This is a genomic window from Sneathiella litorea (assembly GCF_009882915.1).
Lineage (GTDB): Bacteria > Pseudomonadota > Alphaproteobacteria > Sneathiellales > Sneathiellaceae > Sneathiella > Sneathiella litorea.
In genome coordinates, this window is record NZ_WTUW01000002.1 from 777,544 (window position 1) to 802,039 (window position 24,496).

General features: G+C 58.8%; 26 protein-coding genes and 1 tRNA gene. 12 read left to right on the forward strand and 15 right to left on the reverse strand.

Going from position 1 to position 24,496, the window contains the following annotated elements:
* Positions 1 to 12 precede the first annotated feature (12 nt).
* The 7 genes from alr to GQE98_RS10065 all read left to right on the forward strand — a co-directional run bounded on the left by alr (position 13) and on the right by GQE98_RS10065 (position 7,031).
* The gene (alr, locus tag GQE98_RS10035) at positions 13 to 1,125 is read left to right on the forward strand and encodes an alanine racemase (RefSeq protein WP_161315509.1); all 1,113 of its coding nucleotides are present in this window, start codon (positions 13 to 15) and stop codon (positions 1,123 to 1,125) included.
* Between the two features lie 4 nt (positions 1,126 to 1,129).
* Positions 1,130 to 1,906: an MlaE family ABC transporter permease gene (locus tag GQE98_RS10040; RefSeq protein WP_161315510.1), complete on the forward strand. Its 777-nt coding sequence runs from the start codon at positions 1,130 to 1,132 to the stop codon at positions 1,904 to 1,906.
* Positions 1,907 to 1,911: 5 nt separating this feature from the next.
* Entirely contained in the window at positions 1,912 to 2,688 is a 777-nt protein-coding gene (locus tag GQE98_RS10045; RefSeq protein ID WP_161315511.1) for an ABC transporter ATP-binding protein, read from the forward strand.
* 67 nt (positions 2,689 to 2,755) lie between these two features.
* Positions 2,756 to 4,135: a DNA repair protein RadA gene (gene radA, locus GQE98_RS10050; protein ID WP_161315512.1), complete on the forward strand. Its 1,380-nt coding sequence runs from the start codon at positions 2,756 to 2,758 to the stop codon at positions 4,133 to 4,135.
* An 8-nt stretch (positions 4,136 to 4,143) separates the two neighbouring features.
* Entirely contained in the window at positions 4,144 to 4,839 is a 696-nt protein-coding gene (locus GQE98_RS10055; RefSeq protein ID WP_161315513.1) for a CvpA family protein, read from the forward strand.
* The gene (gene purF / locus GQE98_RS10060) at positions 4,836 to 6,308 is read left to right on the forward strand and encodes an amidophosphoribosyltransferase (RefSeq protein WP_161315514.1); all 1,473 of its coding nucleotides are present in this window, start codon (positions 4,836 to 4,838) and stop codon (positions 6,306 to 6,308) included. The genes GQE98_RS10055 and purF overlap by 4 nt, the downstream gene beginning before the upstream one ends.
* Positions 6,309 to 6,332: 24 nt before the next feature.
* Positions 6,333 to 7,031, forward strand: coding sequence for an SDR family NAD(P)-dependent oxidoreductase (locus GQE98_RS10065; RefSeq protein ID WP_161315515.1), 699 nt, complete (start codon positions 6,333 to 6,335; stop codon positions 7,029 to 7,031).
* Here GQE98_RS10065 and der read toward each other — a convergent pair.
* Genes der through GQE98_RS10080 form a run of 3 tightly spaced genes read right to left on the reverse strand, consistent with a single transcriptional unit; the run spans position 7,028 to position 10,384 of the window.
* Positions 7,028 to 8,365: a ribosome biogenesis GTPase Der gene (gene der / locus GQE98_RS10070; RefSeq protein ID WP_161315516.1), complete on the reverse strand. Its 1,338-nt coding sequence runs from the start codon at positions 8,363 to 8,365 to the stop codon at positions 7,028 to 7,030. The genes GQE98_RS10065 and der overlap by 4 nt on opposite strands.
* 17 nt (positions 8,366 to 8,382) lie before the next feature.
* Positions 8,383 to 9,732 (reverse strand): outer membrane protein assembly factor BamB family protein, encoded by a 1,350-nt coding sequence (locus tag GQE98_RS10075; RefSeq protein WP_161315517.1) that lies wholly within the window; start codon positions 9,730 to 9,732, stop codon positions 8,383 to 8,385.
* A gap of 4 nt (positions 9,733 to 9,736) precedes the next feature.
* Positions 9,737 to 10,384, reverse strand: coding sequence for a tetratricopeptide repeat protein (locus GQE98_RS10080; protein ID WP_161315518.1), 648 nt, complete (start codon positions 10,382 to 10,384; stop codon positions 9,737 to 9,739).
* 164 nt (positions 10,385 to 10,548) lie between these two features.
* On the opposite strand from GQE98_RS10080, the gene GQE98_RS10085 reads away from it, so the two are divergent.
* The 3 genes from GQE98_RS10085 to GQE98_RS10095 all read left to right on the forward strand — a co-directional run bounded on the left by GQE98_RS10085 (position 10,549) and on the right by GQE98_RS10095 (position 12,564).
* Positions 10,549 to 10,728: a hypothetical protein gene (locus tag GQE98_RS10085; protein WP_161315519.1), complete on the forward strand. Its 180-nt coding sequence runs from the start codon at positions 10,549 to 10,551 to the stop codon at positions 10,726 to 10,728.
* Between the two features lie 939 nt (positions 10,729 to 11,667).
* Positions 11,668 to 11,859: a hypothetical protein gene (locus GQE98_RS10090; RefSeq protein WP_161315520.1), complete on the forward strand. Its 192-nt coding sequence runs from the start codon at positions 11,668 to 11,670 to the stop codon at positions 11,857 to 11,859.
* 87 nt (positions 11,860 to 11,946) lie between these two features.
* Positions 11,947 to 12,564 (forward strand): glutathione S-transferase family protein, encoded by a 618-nt coding sequence (locus GQE98_RS10095; protein WP_161315521.1) that lies wholly within the window; start codon positions 11,947 to 11,949, stop codon positions 12,562 to 12,564.
* A 39-nt stretch (positions 12,565 to 12,603) separates the two neighbouring features.
* Here the strand turns inward: GQE98_RS10095 and GQE98_RS10100 are convergent, their stop codons facing one another.
* The 7 genes from GQE98_RS10100 to GQE98_RS10130 all read right to left on the reverse strand — a co-directional run bounded on the left by GQE98_RS10100 (position 12,604) and on the right by GQE98_RS10130 (position 20,184).
* Positions 12,604 to 12,993, reverse strand: coding sequence for an MAPEG family protein (locus GQE98_RS10100; RefSeq protein ID WP_202526218.1), 390 nt, complete (start codon positions 12,991 to 12,993; stop codon positions 12,604 to 12,606).
* A gap of 235 nt (positions 12,994 to 13,228) precedes the next feature.
* Positions 13,229 to 14,776, reverse strand: coding sequence for a glutamine-hydrolyzing GMP synthase (gene guaA / locus GQE98_RS10105; protein ID WP_161315522.1), 1,548 nt, complete (start codon positions 14,774 to 14,776; stop codon positions 13,229 to 13,231).
* A gap of 72 nt (positions 14,777 to 14,848) precedes the next feature.
* On the reverse strand, positions 14,849 to 15,346 hold the full coding sequence (locus GQE98_RS10110) for a tetratricopeptide repeat protein (RefSeq protein ID WP_161315523.1): 498 nt from the start codon (positions 15,344 to 15,346) through the stop codon (positions 14,849 to 14,851).
* Between the two features lie 138 nt (positions 15,347 to 15,484).
* A complete protein-coding gene (locus GQE98_RS10115; protein ID WP_161315524.1) occupies positions 15,485 to 16,795 on the reverse strand; it encodes an RsmB/NOP family class I SAM-dependent RNA methyltransferase in 1,311 nt (436 codons plus the stop codon).
* Positions 16,792 to 18,255 carry an IMP dehydrogenase gene (gene guaB / locus GQE98_RS10120; RefSeq protein ID WP_161315525.1) on the reverse strand — a complete coding sequence of 488 codons (1,464 nt, stop codon included), beginning with the start codon at positions 18,253 to 18,255 and terminating at the stop codon, positions 16,792 to 16,794. The genes GQE98_RS10115 and guaB overlap by 4 nt, the downstream gene beginning before the upstream one ends.
* A 172-nt stretch (positions 18,256 to 18,427) precedes the next feature.
* The gene (locus GQE98_RS10125) at positions 18,428 to 19,174 is read right to left on the reverse strand and encodes an RlmE family RNA methyltransferase (protein WP_161315526.1); all 747 of its coding nucleotides are present in this window, start codon (positions 19,172 to 19,174) and stop codon (positions 18,428 to 18,430) included.
* Positions 19,171 to 20,184 (reverse strand): Ppx/GppA phosphatase family protein, encoded by a 1,014-nt coding sequence (locus tag GQE98_RS10130; RefSeq protein ID WP_343044217.1) that lies wholly within the window; start codon positions 20,182 to 20,184, stop codon positions 19,171 to 19,173. Before GQE98_RS10130 ends, GQE98_RS10125 begins: the two co-directional genes overlap by 4 nt.
* Before the next feature lie 299 nt (positions 20,185 to 20,483).
* Here GQE98_RS10130 and GQE98_RS10135 point away from each other — a divergent pair.
* Positions 20,484 to 20,557 (forward strand) — tRNA-Gln (locus GQE98_RS10135).
* A 10-nt stretch (positions 20,558 to 20,567) separates the two neighbouring features.
* On the opposite strand, the gene GQE98_RS10140 is transcribed toward GQE98_RS10135, so the two are convergent.
* The 4 genes from GQE98_RS10140 to GQE98_RS10155 all read right to left on the reverse strand — a co-directional run bounded on the left by GQE98_RS10140 (position 20,568) and on the right by GQE98_RS10155 (position 23,681).
* Entirely contained in the window at positions 20,568 to 21,803 is a 1,236-nt protein-coding gene (locus GQE98_RS10140; protein ID WP_161315528.1) for an acyl-CoA dehydrogenase family protein, read from the reverse strand.
* Positions 21,804 to 21,999: 196 nt separating this feature from the next.
* The gene (locus GQE98_RS10145) at positions 22,000 to 22,503 is read right to left on the reverse strand and encodes a hypothetical protein (RefSeq protein ID WP_161315529.1); all 504 of its coding nucleotides are present in this window, start codon (positions 22,501 to 22,503) and stop codon (positions 22,000 to 22,002) included.
* A gap of 163 nt (positions 22,504 to 22,666) precedes the next feature.
* Positions 22,667 to 23,272: a hypothetical protein gene (locus GQE98_RS10150; protein WP_161315530.1), complete on the reverse strand. Its 606-nt coding sequence runs from the start codon at positions 23,270 to 23,272 to the stop codon at positions 22,667 to 22,669.
* 157 nt (positions 23,273 to 23,429) lie between these two features.
* On the reverse strand, positions 23,430 to 23,681 hold the full coding sequence (locus tag GQE98_RS10155; protein ID WP_161315531.1) for a hypothetical protein: 252 nt from the start codon (positions 23,679 to 23,681) through the stop codon (positions 23,430 to 23,432).
* Positions 23,682 to 23,831: 150 nt separating this feature from the next.
* On the opposite strand from GQE98_RS10155, the gene GQE98_RS10160 reads away from it, so the two are divergent.
* Entirely contained in the window at positions 23,832 to 24,212 is a 381-nt protein-coding gene (locus GQE98_RS10160) for a PilZ domain-containing protein (RefSeq protein WP_161315532.1), read from the forward strand.
* A gap of 2 nt (positions 24,213 to 24,214) precedes the next feature.
* Here the strand turns inward: GQE98_RS10160 and GQE98_RS10165 are convergent, their stop codons facing one another.
* Entirely contained in the window at positions 24,215 to 24,472 is a 258-nt protein-coding gene (locus GQE98_RS10165) for a hypothetical protein (protein WP_161315533.1), read from the reverse strand.
* Between the last annotated feature and the right edge of the window lie 24 nt (positions 24,473 to 24,496).

The window sequence follows — 24,496 nt, forward strand, 5'->3', positions numbered from 1 at the left end:
AGCGGAGCAGGCATGGAGCGGAAACTTGCCGGGGCGCATCTGACGATTAATCTCGGTGCACTCAAGAAGAATTACGGACTGCTGCGGGACAAGGCCGCGCCGGCGGAATGCGCCGCCTCGGTCAAGGCGAACGCCTATGGCCTCGGGATTGAGCGGGTCGGCCCGGCGCTCTATGCCGCCGGTTGCCGCCGGTTCTTCGTCGCCCTGCCCGGTGAAGGTATTACGCTGCGTGAGTTATTGCCGGACGCCAAGATCCATATTCTTGCCGGCCTCCTTCCCGATACGGAAGAAACCTATCTTGAGCATCGGCTCGATCCTGTCCTCAACTCCCTGCATGATATCCGCCAGTGGGCGGCGTTCGCGAAAAACCGTGGCCCGCTCCATGCGCTCTTGCATCTGGATACGGGAATGACCCGGCTCGGCCTGCTGGAGAGTGAAATCAGGGAACTTGCCGCCACCCCCGAGCTTCTGGATCATCTCGAGATCGACTTTGTGATGAGCCATCTCTCCTGCGGTGACGTCCCCTCTGATCCGATGAATCGGGAGCAACTGGAGAGACTTCAGTTTTTCCGCAGTATCCTGCCGCAGAAATTACAGGACACGCCGGTCTCCTTCGCCAATTCCGCCGGGATATTCCTCGGGCCCGATTATCATTTCGACATGGTCCGGCCGGGGATTGCGCTGTTTGGTGGCAACCCCCAGGCGGACGCGCCCAATCCGATGCAGGAGGTGGTGCAGTTACGCGGACGAATCCTGCAGGTTCAGGACGTTGACAGCGAATTTCCCGTTGGCTATGGTGCGACATTCCGCACGGAGGGGTCGAGCCGGATAGCCACCGTTTCGGTGGGCTACGCCGATGGCTATTTTCGCGTCCTTGGGAATAAGGCTGAATGTGCGATCAAGAGTATCAAGGTTCCAGTAGTAGGGCGCGTTTCCATGGATATAATTACCATTGATGTCAGCAAGATCCCCGAGGAGGGCTGCATGCCTGGTGCCTTTGTCGACCTGATCGGCGGCGCCGTACCCCTGGATGAAGTTGCGGCCCACGCGGAGACGATTCCTTACGAAATTCTCACCTCGCTCGGCAGCCGATACTACCGCGAGTATCTGGAAGACGCGGGCTGAGGACATGGACAGAAATTTTTTAGCCACCATCGGCCGGGTTTTCATCTCCTTCATGGCAGCGGTCGGCCGTATTGCCATCTTCACCGGCCAGGCTCTGCGCCATTGTGTTATCCCGCCCTACTATCTGCGCCTGCTCGGCAAGCAGATGATGGATATCGGCTACTACTCCCTCCCCGTTGTCGGGATGACGGCGCTGTTTACCGGCATGGTGCTGGCGCTGCAGATTTATGTCGGGTCGTCCCGTTTTAACGCCGAGAGCGCGGTCGCGACCATCGTCGTCATCGGCCTCACCCGCGAATTGGCGCCGGTGCTGTCCGGCCTGATGATCGCCGGGCGTGTCGGTGCGGCCATTGCCGCGGAAATCGGCACCATGCGGGTGACCGAGCAGATTGACGCGCTTGTCACCCTCTCCACCAACCCGTTCAAATATCTGGTGGCGCCGCGGCTGATTGCCGGGCTGGTCACCCTGCCCTTTCTCGTGCTGATTGGCGATATTATCGGGGTGTCGGGCGGCTTTCTGGTGGCGACGGAGAAGCTTGGCTTCAATGCCGGCAACTATCTTAACAACACCTTCGAGTTTCTGGAAATGCGCGACGTTGTCTCCGGCCTGATCAAGGCCAGCGTGTTTGGCTTTATCGTCACCCTGATGGGCTGCTATCACGGGTTCAACTCGACAGGCGGCGCGCAAGGGGTTGGCAAGGCAACAACGAACGCGGTGGTCTCCTCCTTCGTGCTGATCCTGATCAGCGACTATTTCCTCACCGTCCTGCTGATCGACTAAGGATCATGGCCGAGACACCGAAAATCGAGCTTAGAAATGTCTGCAAGTCCTTCGGCAAGAAGGTCATTCTCGATAACCTCAACCTTTCCATCGCCAAGGGGGAATCGCTGGTGGTGATCGGCGGATCGGGTACCGGCAAGTCGGTCATGCTGAAATGCATCCTTGGCCTGCTTAAGCCCGAAAGCGGCGAAATCCTCATCGACGGGGAAGACATCACCAATTCCAGTGGCCACCGGCGCGAACAGGTACTCCGCAAGACCGGCATGCTGTTCCAGTATGCGGCGCTGTTCGACAGCCTGACCGTCTGGGAGAATGTCGCCTTCGGCCTGATTCAGGCCCATGGCATGAAACGCAAAGAGGCGAAGGACATCGCCATCCAGAAGCTGGCGTTGGTCGGCCTCGGCCCCGAACTCGCCGATAAACGAACGGCGGAGCTATCAGTCGGGATGCAGAAGCGCGTCGGCCTTGCCCGCGCTATCGCGGCAGAGCCGGAAATCATCTTTTTCGATGAACCGACGACCGGCCTCGACCCGATCATGGGCGACGTGATCGATAACCTGATCCGTGATTGCACGCAGGATCTCGGCGCTACCACCCTGACTATTTCCCACGACATGGAGAGTGCGCAAAAAATTGCAGACCGCATAGCCCTTCTTTATAAGGGAAGTGTTGTGTGGGCGGGGCTCGCCTCGGAAATACATACCTGCGGTGATCCCTATGTGGAACAGTTTGTCCATGGCGATGTGGATGGACCGATCAAACTGGATATTTTAAAACCCTGAGTGGCGGACGGCCGCCCCTATTGACTCTATGATGGCTGTGACCGGATTATATTGGACGGAAAGCTGAATGGCGCGATCCAGCGAACAATTCACCTGCCAGAGCTGTGGCGAAACCTACCGGAAGTGGCAGGGACGCTGTGACTCCTGCGGAGAATGGAACTCCCTGCTTGAAAGCACGGCCGATGTCGCCGTGCCGAGCGGGCTCAGCACCGGCAAGGGCCGCGCGCTGACCTTCACGGCGCTCAATGCGGACATCTCCGAATATAAACGCACGGCCAGCCAGATCGGCGAGCTGGACCGGGTGCTGGGCGGCGGCTTCGTCCCCGGCTCCTCCATCCTGATCGGCGGCGATCCGGGAATCGGCAAATCCACCCTGCTTCTGCAGGCGGTCGCGAGAATGGCGATGGCGGGCTCCCCCTGTATCTACATCTCCGGGGAGGAGGCAACGCAGCAAATCTCCATGCGCGCGCAGCGGCTCGGCCTTGCAGATGCGCCGGTGCAGCTGGCCTCCGCCAACTCGATCCGCGATATCATCACCAGTGTAGAGAAGGCGAAAACGCCAAAACTGCTGGTCATTGATTCGATCCAGACCGTCTTCGCCGACAATCTGCCGAGTGCGCCCGGCACAGTCGCGCAAGTACGCGCCTCCGCGCAAGAGCTGATCCGGTTGGCCCGGAAAACCGGCACCAGCGTCATCCTCGTCGGTCATGTCACAAAGGACGGGCAGATCGCCGGCCCCCGCGTGCTGGAACATATGGTCGATACCGTACTCTATTTCGAGGGCGACCGCGGCCATCAGTTCCGGATTTTGCGCGCGGTGAAGAACCGCTTCGGCGCGACGGACGAAATTGGCGTGTTCGAGATGTCAGACAGCGGGTTGAAGGAGGTGTCGAACCCCTCCTCCCTGTTTATTTCCAGCCCGGACAAGACAATCAGCGGCGCCTCTGTCTTCGCCGGGATGGAAGGAACCCGTCCGCTGCTCGTCGAAATCCAGGGATTGGTCGCCGCCACCTCGCAGGCGACGCCACGCCGCGCCGTGATCGGATGGGACAACGCCCGCCTCGCCATGATCCTTGCCGTGCTGGATACGCGCTGCGACCTTTCCTTTGCGGGCAGTGAGGTCTATCTCAATGTTGCAGGCGGTCTGCGCGTGCAGGAACCGGCGGCGGATCTGGCCGTTGCGGCGGCGCTTGTCTCTTCCGTTTCCGATATCCCAGTGCCGCCGGGGAGCCTGTTTTTTGGCGAGATCGGGCTCTCGGGAGAGATTCGCCCGGTTGGACAAACAGACGCCCGGTTGAAGGAAGCCGCAAAACTCGGCTTTACCACCGCCATTATTCCGGCAGGCAGCAAGGTAAAGGCCGGGACAATGAAAATAATTGAAATTGAACATTTACGGGAAATTGTCTCGCTCTTCTCTGAGACCAAACCGATGACCCGGGCAGTATAGGAGTACCCATGGAAAACTTGCCAATTCAAGGCGCCGATGCTGTGATACTGGTGATCCTTCTGATCTCCGCGATCTTCGGCTTTGTCCGTGGCTTCGTGAAGGAAACGCTTTCTGTCGCGGGCTGGATTGGCGCGGTTTTCCTCAGCCTCTATCTTTTTCCGATGTTGCAACCGATCGCGCGGGAGTTCATTCTCAACCTGCTGATCGCAGATATTTTAACCGGGGCGGTGATTTTTATTCTCTCGCTCGTCATTTTGTCCTATATCAGCCATGCAATATCGGAAAAGGTCAAGGCGTCGAGCCTTGGAGCGCTGGATCGCTCGCTCGGAATTTTCTTCGGCATCGCACGCGGTGCCATATTGCTCGGGATAGCCTGGCTGATTTTCGTCCAGTTCATTCCCGAGAAGGACCGGCCGGAATGGATATTGCAAGCGAAGATGCTGCCGATTATTGAAGGAAGCGGTGAATTCGTAGCGCGGCTGTTGCCGCCTGATATGCAAGCGAACCTGAATATTTCGAAGGAAAGCGACAAAGGCACCATGGATCGCCTGAAAGAGAAATATGATGAATTGCCGGAAGGCGTGAAGGACGGCCTGAAAAACAGTGTCGATGATGCCGTAAACCTCCTCGACAAGGGCTATGATAACCAGTCGCGCCAGCAAATGGAAAACCTAACCAAGAGCACACAGGAAAAACCCCAATGACAGAGCCTTCCGCCGCCCATCTTTCGTGCCATCCTTTTGACGATGACAAGCTGCATGAAGAATGCGGGGTTTTCGGAATTTACGGCCATTCCGAAGCGGCCGCCCTCGCCGCCCTCGGCCTGCATGCCCTGCAGCATCGCGGCCAGGAAGCCGCCGGGATCGTCAGCCATGATGGCAAGCATTTCCATAGCCACAAGGCCATGGGCAAGGTCGGGGACAATTTCTCGACCGAGGAAGTGATCAAAAGCCTGAAGGGCAGCGCCGCCCTCGGCCATAACCGCTACGCCACCACCGGCGGCACCGTTCTTCGCAATGTCCAGCCGATCTTTGCCGATCTTGCCAACGGTGGCCTCGCCGTCGCCCATAACGGCAACCTGACCAACGCCTCCACCCTGCACCGCCGCCTTGTGCAGGAGGGCAGCATCTTCCAGTCGACCATGGATACCGAGGTTATCATCCATCTGGTCGCCAACAGCAAGAAGACCCGCATTGTCGACTGCCTGATCGACGCCATGTCGAAAATCACCGGCGCCTATTCCCTGGTCTCGCTGACCAGCAAGAAGTTGATCGGCATGCGCGATCCATTCGGCGTGCGGCCGCTGGTGCTCGGCAAGCTCGAAAACGCCTATATCCTGACGTCCGAATCCTGCGCCCTCGACATCATCGGCGCGGAGTTTATCCGCGATGTTTCGCCGGGCGAGGTTGTCGTGGTGGATGACAGCGGGATCAGTTCCCACTTCCCCTTCTCCGCCCCGCCCAAGCGCTTCTGTGTGTTCGAGCATATCTATTTCTCCCGCCCCGACAGCGTGGTCGAGGGACGCTCGGTCTATGATGTGCGCAAGGCCATCGGCAGCCAGCTCGCGCTTGAAAACCCGGTCGAGGCCGATCTCGTGATCCCCGTGCCGGACAGCGGCACCCCCGCCGCCATCGGCTATGCGGAGCAGTCGGGCATCCCCTTTGATCTGGGCATCATCCGTAACCATTATGTCGGCCGCACCTTTATCGAGCCGACAGACCAGATCCGCCATCTTGGCGTCAAGCTCAAGCATAACGCCAACCGCGCCCTGATTAACGGCAAGCGCGTCATCCTCGTGGATGATTCCATCGTCCGCGGCACCACCTCCACCAAGATCGTGCAGATGGTGCGCGAAGCCGGCGCAACGGAGGTGCATATGCGCATCGCCAGCCCGCCAACCACCCATAGCTGCTTCTATGGCGTCGATACGCCGAGCCGGGCGAAACTCCTCGCCGCGCAGTATGAGCTTAAAGAGATGTGCGCCTTTATCGGCGCGGACAGCCTCAACTTCATCTCCCTCGACGGTCTTTACAAGGCCATGGGCGAAGAGGGCCGCAACGCGAAACAGCCGCAATATTGCGATGCCTGCTTCACCGGCGACTACCCGATTGAGCTTGTCGATAACGACACCGGCATGGACAAGGAATTGACCCTGCTCGCCGAACGATATTAAACCGATAAATTAGCGAAAGATCCCATGTCCGGTAAATTACAAGATAAAGTGGCGCTGATCACCGGCGCCTCCAGCGGTATTGGCGCGGCAGTGGCGAAGAAATTCGCGGCCGAGGGTGCCCATGTCATCCTCGTCGCGCGCTCCGTCGGCGGTCTGGAGGAAGTGGACGACGAGATCCAGAATGCGGGCGGCAGCGCGACGCTCGTCCCGCTTGATTTGCTCGACACCGCCGCCATCGACGGACTCGCCATGCCACTCTTCGAGCGCTGGAAAAAGCTCGATATCCTCGTTGGCAATGCGGGCATGGTCGGCAAGCTGATGCCGACGCAGCAATATGTGCCGGAACTGTGGGACGATGTGTTCAAGCTCAATGTCCATGCGAACCAGCGGCTGCTCCGCGCTCTCGATCCGCTGCTCCGCCAGAGCGAGGCGGGCCGTGCGCTCTTTGTCACCTCCAGCATTGCCCATGAGAACAAGCAGTTCTGGAGCGCTTATGCCGCGAGTAAGGCCGCGCTTGAGACGATTGCCAAAACCTACGCCCACGAGGTCGCCAAAACCAACGTCAAAGTGAACCTGATCGACCCCGGCCCGACCCGTACCCGCCTCCGCGCCATCGCCTACCCCGCCGAAAACCCCGAGGACCACCCGCTCCCCGAAACAAAAGCGCAGATGTTCCTCGACGCCGTGCTGAGTGAGGAGAACGGGACGTTGTTTAAAGCTTAGCCCTTATCCGCGTAAGGATTTTTCCCCGTTCTTGGGAAAAGGCGGATGGGGACGGCGGGGAGTTTGAAATCCTCGCGCAGGCCATTGATCAGATAGCGGATATAGCTTTCCGGCAGTTCACCGCGCGATGACATAAACAGGCTGAAGGTCGGCGGGCGGGCCTTGACCTGGGTCATATAGCGAACCTTGAGGCGGCGGCCCTTGGCCATGGGCGGCGGATGCTGTTCCAGCATAATCTCCAGCCAGCGGTTAAGACGCGCGGTGGAGATGCGGGTGTTCCAGAGCTCATAGACCTCCAGCACCGCCGGGATCAGCTTTTCCACCCCGCGCCCCGAGAGCGCGGAAAGGGTAATCACCGGCACGCCGCGCACCTGTGGCAGCGAGATGGAGAGCCGGTCGCGGATCAGCTTGAGCGTGCCCTGCCGGTCCTTCACCGTATCCCATTTATTCACCGCGATGACGAGGGCGCGTCCCTCCTCGATCACATGGGCGGCGATGGTCAGGTCCTGTTTCTCAAAGGTTTCCTCCGCGTCAACCATGAGGACAACCACCTCGGCCATGCGGATCACCCGAAGACTGTCGGCAACGGAGAGCTTTTCGAGTTTCTTCTGTACCCGCGCCTTCTTGCGCAGGCCCGCCGTATCGACGAGCTTGATGGCGCGGCCTTCATAGTTCCATTCAACGGCGATGGCGTCGCGCGTAACCCCGGCCTCCGGCCCGGTCAGCATGCGATCCTCCCCAATGAGGTGATTGACGAGCGTGGATTTCCCCGCATTCGGGCGGCCAACGATGGCGAGTTGCAGAGGCTTTTCCTCGTCGTCCTCGTCCCCCTCGCCGTCCTGCTTCTCGAACGGGAGCAGCACATCGAAGAGTTCCGCCATGCCTTCGCCATGCTCGGCGGAGAGCGCGACCGGCTCCCCAAGGCCCAGCGAGAAACTCTCCATCAGGCCCGGCATCCCGGCCTTGCCCTCGCATTTATTGGCAACGAGAATGACCGGCGTTTCCGATTTCCGGAGCCAGCCCGCAAAATGCTTGTCCAGCGGCGTGATGCCGGTGCGCGCATCGATCAGCATCAGCGCGACATCGGCCTCGGCCAGGGCGATTTCCGTCTGGCGGCGCATGCGGCCTTCCAGGCTATCGTCGAACCTTTCCTCCAGCCCCGCCGTGTCAATCACGCGGAAATTGAGGCTGCTGATGCTGGCCTCGCCTTCGCGGCGATCGCGGGTGACGCCCGGCGTGTCATCGACAAGCGCCAGCTTCTTGCCCACCAGACGGTTGAACAAGGTCGATTTGCCGACATTCGGACGGCCAATGATCGCAACAGTAAAAGACATGTTCTTAATTCAATATGTTAACGCAACGCCACCAGATCGGCGTTGTCAGTCAGGATATAAAGGGTATTCCCGGCGACGACCGGCGGGATTGACGCATTGTCGGAAAGCTCAATCTGGCCGAGAACTTTTCCGTCATAGGGGGACACCGATACGGCCACGCCGTAATTGGAGACGAGGACCAGCCGGTCACTCACCAAAATCGGGCCCGTCCAGATGATCAGGTCGCGCTTTTCTTCCGGGTCCTCATACTTGCCGAGCGGCCGGACCCAGCGGATCAGGCCATTGCGCCGCGACATGCAGACGAGATCGCCATCGGTCGTGACCACGAACAGGAAGTCACCCGCGACCCACGGGGTCTGCAGGGTCGAGATTTCCTGATCCCAAAGCCGGTTGCCCGAGCGAAGATCAACGGCGATCATGCGGCCGGAATAACTGGCAGCATAGACGACGCCCCGGTCGATGACGGGGAAGGCATTGATATCGGTAAGTGAGGTGAGCGAGCTGTAAGAGCGGCGACGGACGAGCTGTTCACTCCAGGCCGGTTGCCCGTTGCCGGCGCGCAGGGCATAGACCTCCCCGCTTGCAAAGGGCACAACGACCGTGCTGTTCGCGAAGGCCGGGCTGGCCGCGCCCAGAAGGCCGGTTGTTTCCACCCCGCCCTCAAAATTCCAGTTTATTTCCCCTGTCGCCGCATCCAGTGCGAAGATTCGGCTGTCAAAGGTGATGGCGAAGACCTGCTCTTCCGCAATGGTCGGCGCCGCGCGAACCGGTACGTTGAGGCTGGTTTTCCAGATAATCTCTCCGTTTTCCCCGTCCAGCGCAATAATATCGCCATAGGAAGTGGTGGCGAAAAGGCGGCCGTACTCATAGGAAACCCCGCCGCCGATGCTGCCCTCATCCTCATCCTCGGGGGTCAGGTTGCGCTCCCACAGCTTTTTGCCGTCCTCTGCCGAATAGGCGGTGACGGTACTGCTGGCGTCCATAACATAAACGTTGCCATTCGCAATCACGGGAGAGGAGAACATACGGCTCTCATCATCCGACCCATCGCCGATATCAACGCGCCAGGCTTCCTTCAATTCGTCGCCAAGTTCAAGATGATAGAGCGTGTGGGAGGGGATGCCGCCGGCCTGCGGCCAGTTCGCATTTTCATACGGCGCAGGTAGACGGACTTCAAGATCAGCGAGGCCCGCATCGGCCTCCAATGTCTGTTCCAGCGAGAGGATCGAGATCCGGTCGCCGGGCAAGGGGGGCGGCTCGTCATTGCCAAACCAGGAACAGGCGCCAAGTGTCAGCAGCGCCGCGCCGACAAGGGTCGGGCGGGTGACGCGCTGGAAACTAATTCTGGAAGCTGGGTGCAGTCGCATCCGTTCACGCACCCTCAATCGCGGCCAGAAGCTGGGCCACGCGGCTTTTGACATCCTGCGGGGCGGCGGCATCATTCTGAATCACGGTCAGAATCTCCTTCGCCTTCGCATTATCGCCATCCTTGATATAGGTAAGCGCGAGCAGCTCATTGGCAGTGGCGCTCCACAACGCGCCCGATTCCGTCAGCGGGGCAATCCGCTCCCGAACCTGGTTGGTAGTCCCGTTATCGAGCAGATAATAGCCGGCCAGCAAATTGGCGAGCGTGGAAAATTCCGGATCTACCGAGCTATCGGCCGCGAGCTTGTCATAAATGATGAGGGCTTTCTCCCCCTCCCCGGCGTCAATCATGGCGGCCGCTTCACGCAGGCTCGCAAGTGGACGGTATCCGGCATTCCCCGCTTCGGCGAGCCCGGCAAAGGCGGCGGCGCCCTCATCCAGTTTTCCATCCGCGACCAGTGCTGCGGCGGCCTCGAATTCGGCGCCCTGCTCACGGGACTGGTTCTGCGTATAATTCTGCCATCCGACATAGGCGGCAGTCGCGACAACAATCAAAATCGCGGCGCCGATCACATATTTGCCATAGGCCTTCCACAGCGCCAGGGATTTTTCCTTGCGGACATCTTCATTCACTTCATTAAAAATATCGGCCACAAAAAACTCCAGTTCCGCCATCAAAATCCGGTGCAAAATAAACTGCCGGACCAATTTAAGCAAATGTTGTCTCGTCCTCCGGCAAATTTTTGATATTTTGGCCGGATGACTATGTATGTTTATATATCACGATTGACTATATAACCATTCGGATAAGGAATTTCATGGTCGAAGGTCAAATTTTACAACTGGTCGCCCTGTTGGCGGTACTTATTCTGGTCCTGCCGGGCTTTCTTTACTACACGCGGCGCTCGGGCAAGGCGGTTTTGTTGCGCAACATCGCGATCTGGCTTGGCGTGGCGCTGGTCGTCGCGTTCCTCTACAAGACCTTCGGCGGCGGTTAAGAGGCACGAACCGGATGTTGCGGGGACTCCCCTCCAGGGCATTCGGGTATGTAAGGGGAAAGACGCCGGTCCCGATCCGCATTCGAAAACGAGGCCCTGGCCAGGAGCTCATCTCTTTCTGCTGGAAAGTTCCCTGTTGGTGGCACGCGGCGGACAACACGCGCGCCTCTCTTCTCAAAATAAAGACAGAGGTCGCGGCAAATTTCGTCCGAGGGGTCCTACCTGGGCGTCCGAAAATCATTGGCAAAGCCGAAGTGCAAGTTCATTCTTGAAAAAGCGCCGACCCGCTTTGATTTTGACGATGTTGATTTTTATCCGGCACAGGACTTCCTGATTATCCGCAAGGCGCCATTCAAACTAGCGTCCCATAAAAATTGTCCCAATTCCGGCGATACCAATTTGTAGAGGGTCTCTTCATTCTGGTATCATCAACATCGCTATATATAGGGAATTTGATATCCAATCTGTCCTTTAACCTCCTTAAAATTCCCCCTATAAAAAGGGGCGAAGTGGCAGTGAAAACCAATTCCATCTAGCCTGTGCAGTATAGCACGACCGCCCTTCATATGCAATAACTCTAATGAAAAAACCACATAGATACGGGTCAAGCATTCCCCGCCCACATGCCATTCGCGCGACCTCAAAGGCTACCCCCGCACAAGTCCCCGTTTTGTCAAAATAAATTTCCGGTGAGACAGCTAGGCACTCTCAAATTCCGGTGCCTGACATCCACCGCGAGTTGTTCCCTTTAAACGCTATTTTTCAAATGCTGCCGGATACGCGAATAGGGAAAAACCTGACCAGCGCGAAAAATATACCCTACGGGAGCCTCCAAGCTATGAATCCCGCCTCGTCTGCTCTTTACGGTAATTTCATGTTTTGGCCTTAATCTGATCCGATATGCAGCGTTCTTAGATAGAGAACCGGAGTTTAGAGTAGATGGCCAGTCAATCCCTCGATAAGCGCAAACGGGCAATTGCACAGAACCTCATTGATACCTGCGGATTGCAGCGCGCCGTCCATGCGGCGAAGCAATATGGCTGGAACGATATCGCCGAGGAAATTGAAGGCGAGATCGAACGGAGTAGCCAGCTTGGCCGCCGCCGCACCGATCCCCCTATTCATCACTAGGGCTTCGCGCCCTCACCTTTCTATCCGTTATTGACAATGCCGGCCCCGCGCGGGCATGGTTCTGGAAAAATACGGGGAGGATGAGGGATGAAATTGTACTGGATAAAGGCGCAGGCACCATTGCGCGCCCTTGCGCTCATCAAGCATCTGGGTGTAGAGGCGGAGTTGATCCAGATCGACCCAGTAACGGGGGGTCTCCATACGCCCGAATATAAAGCGCTCAATCCCAACAAGAAGGCCCCGACGATGGTCGATGGCGATATTACCCTCTTTGAGTCGGCGGCAATCATGGCCCATATCTGCATTAATGCAGGCTCCGACATGTGGCCAACGGAAAACCTTGACGAGCAGGTCGAAGTGTTGCGCTGGCTCTCCTGGAACGAGGGACACTGGGTCGGCGCGGTCGGCCCTTATTATGTCGAGAAAATCGTGAAGAAGACCTTCAACATGGGCCCGCCCGATACGGCGGTTCTGGAAAAAGCCGAGAAGAACTTCATCAAATATGCGAAGGTGCTGGACGCGCATCTTGAGGGACGCGATTTCGCCGCGGCGGGCCGGCTGACCATCGCCGATTTCTCCCTCGCCTCAATGGCGCGCTATTGGAAAGAGGCGGATATGCCCCTTGCCGGTTTCCCGAACATCACGCGTTGGCTTGACGGGCTCATGGAAATCCCCGCCTGGAAAGACCCCTGGCCCGCAAGCTAAGCCGTTGCCGCGGCGGAAACCATCCCCGCCGTCTTTCTGTCAGATCAGATAGGTATAGAGCAGCCACAGGCTCGCAACGATCAGGGCGATGAAGGTCAAAACCATCCCGATTGCCCGGAACCGGAAATTCATATTGGCACCGCTGAAGCCGATGGCATGGCAGCAACGGCCGACAAACAGGAGCGACCCCAGCGCAATCAAGACATAGATGCTGACGGTGCGCATCTCCAGAAAAGTCATCAGCAGGAGGGTAATCGGCACATACTCGATGAAGTTGCCATGGGCGCGAACGGCCATTTGCAGCGCGTTATCGCCACCATCGCCCAAGGAGATCTTGCTGCGCCGTCTGGCCTTGACGGTCCGGATGCTCAAAAGCACAAAAACCAGCGCGAGAAGCGCCGCGAATATGGGTGTAATCGTCACATGCATGTTTATCGTCCCTCTATTGTCGCCCAAACAGACGGCACCTTTCCATCATGCCCCGGCGACAGGCGCCCAGACAAGGGTGAAAAGGTCATTCTGCCGGGCGCAGCGTCTACAGAAATTCCGAAGAAAAATCGTCGCAATAAGATTGCAGCTTAAGACAAAGAAAATATCGACGCCGATTGCCGCCGCCGCAAACCATCCAATTCCGTGCGAGAAATACGTCCCTCTCGCCCGTGCCCTATTCCCACTCAATCGTTCCGGGAGGTTTGGATGTGGTGTCGTAGACGACGCGGTTGATGCCTTTCACCTCGTTGATGATGCGGGTCGAGACGCGGCCCAGAAACTCATGGGTGAAGGGGTAGTAATCCGCGGTCATACCGTCGGTCGAGGTGACGGCGCGGAGCGCACAGACATATTCATAGGTGCGGTTATCGCCCATCACGCCGACGGTGCGCACAGGAAGCAGGACCGCGAAGGCCTGCCAGATCTCGTTATAGAGCCCGGCCTTCCTGATCTCGTCGAGATAGATGGTATCGGCTTTGCGCAGGATTTCCAGCCGATCGCCGGTAATGCCGCCGGGAATGCGGATGGCAAGGCCCGGCCCCGGGAAGGGATGCCGATCAACCAGTTCCGATGCCATGCCGAGCTCCCGCCCAAGATCACGCACCTCGTCCTTGAACAGCTCACGGAGCGGCTCGACCAGTTTCATGTTCATGCGTTCCGGCAGGCCGCCAACGTTATGATGCGACTTGATGGTGACAGAGGGGCCACCCGCGAAGGACACACTCTCGATCACATCCGGGTAGAGCGTGCCCTGCGCGAGGAATTCCGCGCCGCCGACCTTGCTGGCCTCCTCATCAAAGACATCAATGAAAAGGCGACCGATGGTCTTGCGCTTCACTTCCGGATCCTCAACGCCCTCAAGTTCGCCGAGGAACAGATCGGAGGCATCACGGTGGATCAGCGGAATGTTATATTTATCACGGAACAGGCTCACCACCTGATCTGATTCGCCTGCCCGCATCAGGCCCGTATCAACATAGACGCAAGTCAGCTGGTCGCCGATCGCCTCATGGATGAGGACCGCAACAACGGAACTATCGACCCCGCCCGACAGACCGCAGATCACCTTGCCATCGCCGACCTGACGACGGATGGCATCGATGGCCTGATCCTTGAAGGCGGCCATGGTCCAGTCACCGGCGAGACCGCAGATACGATGCACGAAGTTAGAGAGCAGCGCGGCGCCGCGCGGCGTATGCACAACTTCCGGATGGAACTGCACGCCGTAGAATTTCTTCGTGTCATTGGCGATGCCCGCAAAGGGCGCACCGCTTGACGTGGCGACGACGGAAAACCCGTCAGGAATGGCCACCACATGATCGCCGTGGCTCATCCACACCTGATCCTGGGTTCCCGCCTCCCACACGCCATTAAAAAGGTCGCAATCCGCGACCACATCGATATCGGCGCGACCGAATTCGCGATGGTCCGGCGCCTCCACCTTGCCACCGAGCTGGTTGACCATGGTCTGCTGCCCGTAACAGATGCCGAGGACGGGCACGCCCATCTCGAAAACCGCATCCGGTGCACGCGGCGTCTCTTCGCCGATGACCGAGGCCGGACCGCCCGAGAGAATAATCCCGGAGGGGTCAAAATCGTCCAGCCGCTCAGCCGCTGTATTGAAGGGAATGATTTCGCTGTAAACCCCTGCCTCCCGGACGCGCCGCGCGATCAGCTGGGTGACCTGACTACCAAAGTCAATGATCAGAATACTGTTTTTCATAAACGGGGTTTAGACAGTTTGGGGGTGCCTGTCCAGCCCGTTTATGCGATGTTTTGCCGTTTTTTGCGGGACTTAGCTTTGCTTCGCCTTATAGTCCTCGACCGCGCGTTTCAGCATGGTGTATTCGGGACAGCCGAAGAAGCAGAGCGCATCAAGCTTGACGAGATGCTCTTCCGCCATTTTCAGGTTGCCGGTCTGCAAATAAGCCTCGCCGATATATTCGTTCGCCCCCTTGTGTTCGGGGTCAATATCGAGTGCCTTGTTATAGTTGGCAAAGGCCGCATCGTAGTTTTTCAGCTTGCGGTTGGCGTAGCCGAGATAGTTATAGGCGTCGGCGTTATTGGGTTCGCTTGATGTCACCTTGGTGAAGGCGGCAATGGCCGCGTCCCACTGCTCCGCGTCGATGGCGGCCTTGCCCGCGGCAAAGTCCGCATTTTGTGAGGATTCCGCCTCGGTCGCACTACCGCCGTCACCGCTACCGCCGCTGCCCGCTGCGAAGACAATCTGCGCGGCCAGTAACTGCGCCGCAAAGACCGTGAAAATTGCCAGAATAAATTTGCGAAACGTCATTGTGCCCAATCTCCCCTTCGTATCAATGCCTTGTGTTCAAGGCTTTACGGTCCATCCGCGGTTTTGGATCATCATTATATCGCAAAATAGGGCCGTGCCGATTCACGAGATGGTGAAGCATCCCGTCCTGTAGGAGATTTATTCGCTGGTTACACGCTTTTCAAGAACCGCCGTAAAAAAGCCGTCCGCCCCGCCTTCTGTTGGGGTCAGGGAGAGAACGTCTTGCGCCCACCCGCCGTCGAGTCCGGCACTTTCCCAAAGATCGCGCACCGGCAGAAGCCTGAACTCCGGATGTATTGATAAAAAAGCGTCAACCTGGGCGTCATTCTCACACCCCAGGATCGAGCAGGTGGCATAGATGAGACGCCCACCTGGGGCGACGAGTGGCGCGGCGCGCGCCAGAATATCCGCCTGCAGGGCGACCAGTTCGTCAAGCCGCTCAGGGGTCAGTTTCCATTTCTGGTCCGGCTGTCGCCGCCAGGTGCCGGAGCCTGAACAGGGCGCATCGACGAAAACCCTGTCAATGCAACCGATTAGCGGTGCAAAAACCTCGTTATCCGTCTCATCACCGGCAATCGCCAACGGCTCAATCAGGGACACCCCTGCCCGCCTTGCCCGGCCCGCAATATCGCGCATTCGCCGCGCCTCCGTATCGAAGGCATGGATCATCCCCGCGTGGGCCATGGTTGCAGCCATGGCGAGGGACTTGCCGCCGCCGCCTGCGCAGAAGTCAATGACGGTCATGCCGGGTTGAGCCTCAGCCAGACGGGCGGAGATTTGCGCGGCCTCGTCCTGCAATTCGATCAGCCCGCCTTCGAGCAGCGGATGACGGCTGAGATTGACACGGCTCTTCAAGGTAATTCCATCCGGTGAGACGGTCGTCAGATCCGCCTCGACCCCTTCTTCCTGAAGGGTTGCGAGGATATCCTCGCGGGTGGCTTTGAGCGTGTTCACCCGGAGCGTGACTGGCGCGCGACTGCCATAGGCAGCCATGATCACCCCGGCTTCATCGCCATATTGTTCGATGATTTTATCGCTCAGCCATATCGGGAAATTCCCCGCAGCTTCCGCTGGCATGGCGGAAAGATCCAGCGTTGCAGCCGTCGCAAGCGCCGCGGCTTCTTCCGGGCTTGGTTCCGCAAGGCCGTGGGGTCCCCCGAACCAGCTCGTCGCGAGGGTTTCCGGCGCAACATCCTCAAACAGGATCAGACTCAGGAAACAACGGCTTCGGGGCGAGGGTTCAAGTCCCGCCTCAAGTGCCGCCCAGTCCAGCTCTCCTTGACGGCGCAGCGCGCGATAGACGAATTCCGTCACCCAGCGGCGATCCTTCGATCCGGCATAACGCCTGTTTCGAAAATAGCTTCCAATATGCTGTTCAGCGGGAGTTGCTGCCGCGCCAATCAGGTCCAGAAGTTCAGCGGCGGCCGCCAGCCGTGCAGCAGGTATCATCCGTTTTGCCGGTAGTTCGGCGCCTCGCGGGTGATGGAAACGTCATGCACATGGCTCTCGGTCAGGCCCGCATTGGTGATGCGAACGAAGCTCGCGTTCTTCTGCAAAGTCACGATATCCTTAGATCCGGTATAGCCCATAGCCGCCTTGAGGCCACCTACGAGCTGGTGAACGACCGCGTTTGCCGGGCCGCGATGGGGCACCCGCCCCTCAATTCCTTCAGGCACCAGCTTAAGGTTATCAGAGACTTCCTGCTGGAAATAACGATCCGCCGAGCCGCGCGCCATCGCGCCGAGGGAGCCCATTCCGCGGTAGGATTTAAACGACCGGCCCTGATAGAGGAACACTTCCCCCGGGCTTTCGTCCGTCCCGGCGAGGAGCGAGCCAATCATGGCGCAACCTGCCCCGCCTGCCAGCGCTTTCGCCAGATCACCTGACGTCTTGATGCCGCCGTCCGCAATTACGGGAACGCCGCTTGACTGCGCGGCTGCCGCGGCGTCCATGATCGCGGTGAGCTGCGGCGTGCCGACACCGGCGACAATCCGCGTCGTGCAGATGGAGCCGGGTCCGATACCAATTTTCACCGCGTCCACTCCGGCGTCAATAAGGGCCCTCGTGCCTTCCGCCGTGGAAACATTGCCGCCGATCACCTGGGTTCTGTTGCTGAGTTTCTTGATGCGGGTCACCGCCTCCAGCACCCGGCTGGAATGACCATGCGCCGTATCGACGACGACGACATCCACCTCGGATGCGATCAGCGCCTCGGCCCGCGCAAAGCCGTCATCGCCAATGCCGACGGCGGCGGCGACGCGAAGCCGCCCCTGCTCATCCTTCGAGGCATTTGGAAAAAGGGTCGAACGCTCGATATCCTTGACCGTGATCAGGCCGATGCAGCGATAGTCATCATCAACAACCAGCAGTTTCTCGATCCGGTGCTTATGCAGAAGACGCTTGGCCTCTTCCTGCGTTGCGATCTCGCGCACAGTCACCAGACCTTCATGGGTCATCAACTCGCTGACCGGCTGGCGGGTGTCGGTGGCAAAGCGCACATCGCGGTTGGTAAGAATACCGACCAGCTTGCCGGAATTACGTTCCGTCACCGGAATGCCGGAGATCTTGTTTGACTGCATCAGGTAGAGCGCTTCGGAGAGCGGCTCATCCGGGGCGATGGTGACCGGGTTGACGACCATCCCGGCCTCAAATTTCTTGACCCGCCGAACCTCGTTCGCCTGCTCTGCGATATCGAGGTTCTTGTGGATCACCCCGATGCCACCGGCCTGCGCCATGGCAATGGCCATGGGTGCCTCGGTCACTGTATCCATCGCGCTGGAGATAAGCGGAATCCCGAGCGTGATCTCGCGTGTCATCCGGGTCGTCGTGTCAACCTGCATGGGCAGGATTTCGGAGGCCGCCGGTTGCAGCAGTACGTCATCAAAGGTAAAGGCTTCACGAATATTCATGGCAACTCCAGGCGCGACGCGCAATATATGGTGGAGATCATTCCCCGCCGGTGCAGATATATACAGCCACCGCCGGTTTGATCTATGGAATTGCCGCGCAATCATACAGGCAGATTTCAAAATTCATAGGGCGAATTTTGCCTGAGATGCGTTTTTTTTGGAGCGGGCGGAATTACGCCTGTTCATCATCCTCCACATCGCCTTTTCCGCGGAAACCGGTGGCGATGACATAGGCCTCGCGGCTGTCGGCGCGGCTGGCCTCAGGCTTGGCGTGGCGGACATGGGTGAAATTCTTCTTCATCTGCTCCAGCAATTCATTCTCCGTGCCACCCTTCAAGACCTTGGCGATAAACACGCCGTCCGGTGCGAGCACATCAATCGCGAAAGCCAGCGCCAACTCACACATGAATACGATGCGCAAATGATCGGTCTGCTTATGGCCCGTTGTCGGCGCGGCCATATCGGAGATAACGGCATTCGCGGGCCCGCCGAGAGCTGCCTTCACCTTGTTATCGGCGTCCTCTTCGGTGAAATCGAGCTGCATGACCTCCGCGCCGGGGATGGGTTCCATCTCGAGAATATCCACGGCAAGAACCTTGCCCTTGCCCTTTTCGGCGCCGACGCGGTCCACTGCAACCTGGGTCCAGCCGCCGGGCGCCGCACCGAGATCGACGACCGAATCGCCGGATTTCAGGAGGTTATAGCGCTCATCCAGCTGCAACAGCTTGAACGCCGCGCGGCTGCGCAGGCCCCGTGTCCGCGCCTCGGCCACGTAAGGGTCGTTGAGTTGGCGTTGCAACCAGTGAGTGGAGGAGTTCTTGCGCCCCCGTGCCGTCTTCACCTTGGTATGCAGAAGCCGTCCGGTCATGCCGGTGCCGGTGCCGCTTTTGCCGCCGGGGCGTTTTATTCCTCTACTCATGATACAGCATTCGGCTCTCTCGCCGCCTTCTTGTTGTTTTGCCGGGACGCGGCCTCCGCAGCCTTCTGACGATCCCGCTTTGCCCGGCGCATCATGCCGAGCAGCATTCCCTCGCGCAGGCCCCGATCGGCCACACGCAGTTTCTTCACCGGCCAACGGCTGTGCATCGCCTCGACAATCGCGCAGCCGGAGACAACGAGATCTGCCCGCTCCCGCCCGATACAGGGTTCGTTCAGCCGCGTCTGGTAATCGCTGGTGGCGAGTCGGTGGCAAATATCGATCATGGCCTTGGTATTCAGCCAGGCCCCATCCACCCGGCGGCGGCTGTAGCGTTCCAGCCCGAAATGTACCCCGGCGAGTGTTGTGACCGTGCCGGAAGTGCCCAGCATCTGCACCCGGCCCTCGCGGATCTGTCCGGCGATTCCATGCGCCGCCTCGAACTCATCGACATAACGGCAGACGTCGGTGATCATCTCGGCATAGGCATCGTCGGAAATCTCCATTCCGCCATGACGCTCGGTGAGTGTCACCACACCGACGGGGATCGACATCCAGCCAAGAACCTCACTCTGCTTGGGGCCCTTGAGACCGAGCCAGACCAGCTCCGTGCTGCCCCCACCGATATCGAAGACGAGCGCGTTCTGATGCCGGTAATCAATGAGCGGACTACAGCCCTCGGCGGCCAGCGCCGCCTCCTCCGCCGTGGTGATGATATCAAGATCAAGCCCGCAATTAAGGCGCACCCGATCTAGAAAATCGTCGCTGTTGTCCGCCTTGCGGCAAACTTCCGTCGCGACGCAGCGCATATGGGTGACGCCAGCGCGACGCATTTTGTCCGCACAGATGCCGAGCGCCTCGACTGTTCTCTCAATCGCCTCCTCGGACAGCTGGCCGGTGAGGCTGACACCTTCTCCGAGCCGTACGATCCGCGAAAAGCTATCGATGACACGGAATCCCTTGCCCTGCTGCTTCGCGATCAGCAGCCGACAGTTGTTAGTGCCCAGGTCCAGCGCGCCGAATGTGTCAGGCGCGTATTCACTGCCGTTTTGATACTTGCGTCGATATCTTCTGCGATCTCTATTGTCTGTTCTCCGGGGTTGTGATGTGGCCACCCAGGACTACCTCCAGGTAAAAATTCCGCGGGAGCGACAATAAGAGCCGCAATCCCTTTTCCCAATGTTAGCAGTTTTCGACGGAAGGTTCATATATATATTTTTGCGCGCCTGCGCGTTTAAGGGGCGTTGACAGCGCGCCGCGGAATTGCTAGTAAGCCGCCTGCCCCGCATTCGCGGGCGCACCACCGACATGGTGGGGAATCGTCTAATGGTAGGACAGCGGACTCTGACTCCGTCAATCCTGGTTCGAGTCCAGGTTCCCCAGCCAACCTCCTTCGCTACAAATCCACATCCCCCTTCAACAATCTCTGCGCGATGGTCTTGTTCAGGATCTCGTTGGAGCCGTCGGCGATATTGATAATGCGCAAATATTGCCAGGCCTCGGCGAGGCCGATCTCGTTGGTGAGGCCCATGGCGCCGTGGGCCTGCATCGCCTGATCGACGGCGCGCAATCCCACTTGCACCGAATAGGCCTTGGTCATGGAAAGCTCCTTGATCGCGGCCTCCCCCTGATCGAGGAGTTTCGTCGCGTTCAGCCCCATCAGATGCGCCGCATGCAGCTCCGTCGCGGCGGTGGCGAGCGGGAAACTCACGCCCTGATATTCCGCAATCGGCTTACCGAAGGCGATGCGTTGCTTGGCGTACTCAAGCGCCAGCTCCACCGACCAGCGCCCCAAACCCACCGCGCGGGCCGAGTTATAGATCCGCCCGAGCGACACCCCATAGAGCGCCGCACCAAAGCCGTTATCCAGCTCGCCGACAACCTGCCAGGGCTCGACACGCAAGTTCTCGAACACCAGTTCCGCCTCGTCCCCGCCAATATGGCCGAACAGCTTTACCACGCGCTGCACCTCGAAACCCGGCGCATCCGTCGGCACAAGGAAGGCGGAAATGCCGCCCTTTTTCGCCGCCGCCTTTTCGGCATCGGTCACCGCAAACAGCACGCAGTAATCGGCGATCGGCGCGTTGGAGGTCCAGATCTTGCGCCCGTCGATGACCCAGCCGTCCCCGTCCTTGCGGGCGCGCGTCTTGATCATGGAGGCGTCTGATCCCGCGCCCGGCTCGGAGAGGCCAAAGCACATGGATTTTTCGCCAGACATGAGCGGACCCAGAATCTCGTCCCGCGCGCGATCTGTCACCTTTTCGAGCAGCCGGCTCGGCCCGAAGGCCCAGTGCGACAGCGCATAGAGCATCATCCAGTTGTGCGGCCCGCAGCTGTGGAACAGCTCCTCCCAGCAGACATAATAGGCCTGCATCCCGAACCCGCCGCCGCCCAAGGCCTCCGGCACGCACATATGGTAATAGCCCGCCTCCGCCGAGGCCATGCGAATTTCCTTGATCAGCGCCCGCACCGGCGCGGAGAGGCGCCCGTCCTCGTCATATTTCAGGCGGGGATTTTCCAGAAGATCGCGGTTCTTCTCATGCCGGGGGATCACCTCCTGCTCGGCAAAGGCGCGAATGCCATCGCGTACCTGTTCAACCGTGTCGGGGAGTTCGAACGCAATTGCGGCCATTTTCCTGCTCCTTTTTATGGAAATTTCAGACGTGATCCGGCAACCTTTCCCGCGGCCGGATTTTCCCTTTTTTTGTTATTTATGCAGCTTTTTCTGAGCGTCTGGTTCTGCTTGTTCTTGTTTTATCGACGCAAAACTCTGCACATATTAGCAATTAAAGTAAAGCGGGAAGTACGGCGCCGGGGCCGGCGTCCGGTCAGCTGCTGAAATGCCGGATATAGGCCAGCCCGTCCGGAATATCGAAGACGAAGGAGAACAGGATCACGCCGGTCATGACGGCGGACCAGAGGCGGTAGGCCGTCCCCTCCTGCCGATCCAGAAAGGGCCGCTTTATCAGCAGCAGGACCAGTGCAGGCGTCCAGCAGACCACATGCATGATCGAGATCGCCCCGGAGAGCATCGGCAGGCCGAGGGCGCCAAAGACGGCATGCCCTGTGGCGAGGGAGAGAATAAAACCGCCCGCCGCCCAACGGGCAATAGGCCGCCGCCAGACGAAAAAGACTAGCCCGGTCAGGAAGGTCAGCATCAGGAAGGCGAGCCAGATTTTGACCCAGAGCGGCATCGCCATCATCGCCGCCCCGTCAAATATGTTGAGCGGTCCTGTCCCGCTGATATATTCCTCTGCGGCGAAGGCGGTCGCGCTCCACAGGAGGGACCCAAGCCCGGCCAGCACCGGTGCCAAAATGGATTTGATTGTCATGTCTGCCCTCAAGTTTTTTCCATACTATTTACGCTACGCACCGGCAGCAGACCCGTAGATATGGATAGCAGGAAAAACTCTCAACCGGTAATTTCAGCTCTCACCCAATCGTGATTCCCGCACTCATTCCGGTCGCAGAAAGTTTATTGGAAGAGACGGAATCTCACGTGCGGATGATGTCGCTGTCGTCCTTGGGAGCGGGCGGAGCGAGGAGGTTCTGGCCGCGGGCGTTGAGCCGGGAGGGGATTTGCAGGAGCTGCGTCGGCACGCGGATTTCCTTCGGCAAATAGGACCACAACAGCAAGGTCAGCAGTACGCTGAACGGCGAGAGTAGCAGGCTCAGCATCGCCCAGGTGATGACGGCCGCGCCGAGGCTGGTGATATTCTCAGACCCCTCCAGCTGGGCAATCACGACAACCAGTACGGCGAAGGCATGAGGCAGATAGAGCCCGATCCAGAGTGCGTCCATAAAGCGGCGTTCCTTGCGGCGGTGCCAGACACGCCTGTACAACCGGACGGTGACATAGGTGAGCGGTGCAAATAAGGCAAAGAGAAGCCCGGTTGTGCCGAGAAGCGAGAGAATCCAGCGGTTACCCGCCTCCCCCCGCAGGAAGATATCAAGCCCCACTGTCACCCCGGCGACCAGGAGCGCGGCCAGCAACGGCGCGGCGACAATTCCCCGCTCCGTCCAGGAGCTCGCCTTGGCGCGTTTGATCGCGGCCTGCCAATGAGGTGTCAATTTTTCCTTGAGATCAGATACGAGCGGCATTTTCTACACAACAACAATTTTGGGAACGCGACGAACGCCGACTACCCGTGATACACCGACAAGATGTAGCATATTCGTCAGCTTTGCCAAACCAGATTTTAACCATAATCCCGGCTCTCGGGCCGTGAACCTGCGGGCGCGGAACCTGCCGCTGCCGTTACCGGGCGCCAAGCCCGTCGATGATGCCGGAAATTTCCTTGAACTCATGTGACAGCGCCTTAAGGGTTTGTGCCTGTTCCCGCGTTGCGGGCCCCTCCTGCTCCGTGCCTGTGGTCTCAAGTATCAGGTCAAGCGCCGCGATATTGGTGCCGGTTGCCCGGTCCGCGATCGATTTGCGGTTAAGACGTGGCGCTTTCGAGAATTCGGATTTCAATCCCTCGACGAGCGTGGCCATTTCCTGTTGCCGCATGACGGACCCTTTCCTGATAAATGCGTCCCCAGAATAATCCCGGAGCGTAAACGAAAGGTTAACGACCGCTCTCCTATCCTTGGTTTATGGCGATTTCGGGGCGATGCAAACGACTTTTTAACCAATGTCGGCGAGACTAAGCCTTTACCAATGGCAAGACCCCGTGAAACCGCCGCGCCAACAGGAGCCAGAATGAACCCGATCGACCCAGAGAACCGCCGCGCCCACCGCCGCGTCAGGATAGGACAGGACACCGATATCACCCTAGACGGTGACCGTCATCCGGCCCGCATCCATAATATCTCGCTCGGTGGCGCCGGATTGCAAATGGACATGCGCCTGCCGGACGCTACGGAAATCAGCATCGAGATCGAGAATATCGGGATCATCCCTGCCCGCATCGTCCGCCAGATGGAGAACGGCGTCGGGGTCCAGTTTGAGTTTTCAGAAGAGAAGGAACAGGCACTGATCCGGAAGATTGCCGGCCTGGTCGCCAGAAAGCGCCGGGAGCGGTTTCACGTCGTCAACTGACGTCAGCCACCCTGTCGCCCGGCATGGAGCAACTGCCGCGCGTCCTTATGGAACATCTCGGCCAGTTCATATTCCTTGCGAAGTTCAAGAATCGGCTTCGCCAGATCCTCTGGCTTCAGTCCACCATCCTCCGAATAGTCAGCAAGTGCCCCCGCACCCGCATTAGCCGCCAAATGAAACCCTTTTCGCAAATAGGCTTCACGGCGATCACTCACCCAAATCTCAAGAGCGTCGACCTGTTCCTGGGTTACGTGAAACATTTCTTTTTATCCTCGGCTGTGCTT